Origin of the sequence: Geminicoccus flavidas, from assembly GCF_009806515.1 — a bacterium.
Lineage (GTDB): Bacteria > Pseudomonadota > Alphaproteobacteria > Geminicoccales > Geminicoccaceae > Geminicoccus > Geminicoccus flavidus.
In genome coordinates this window covers 1-212 of record NZ_WUJP01001096.1, presented here as the reverse complement: position 1 = coordinate 212, position 212 = coordinate 1, and the positions used below count along the sequence as shown (strand labels likewise).

Here is a 212-nt window from a genome sequence, read left to right as displayed (position 1 = left end):
GCAGGGACACGCTGATCAGCATCGAGCGGCTGATCGGTTCGGACTTCGACGACACGCTGACCGGCGACAACAATGACAACCAGCTGCAGGGCGGTGGCGGCCGCGACTTGATCGAAAGCGGCGGCGGTAACGACCTCATCGGCGGCGGTGCCGGCAACGACACGCTCCGTGGCCAGGACGGCAACGACCTCATCTATGGCGACGATGGCTTT

1 protein-coding gene is annotated in these 212 nt (G+C 64.6%); it reads left to right on the top strand.

What is annotated here, in order from left to right:
- A partial coding sequence (locus tag EQG76_RS30975; protein ID WP_331463855.1) for a hypothetical protein occupies positions 1-212 on the top strand: 212 nt, incomplete at both ends.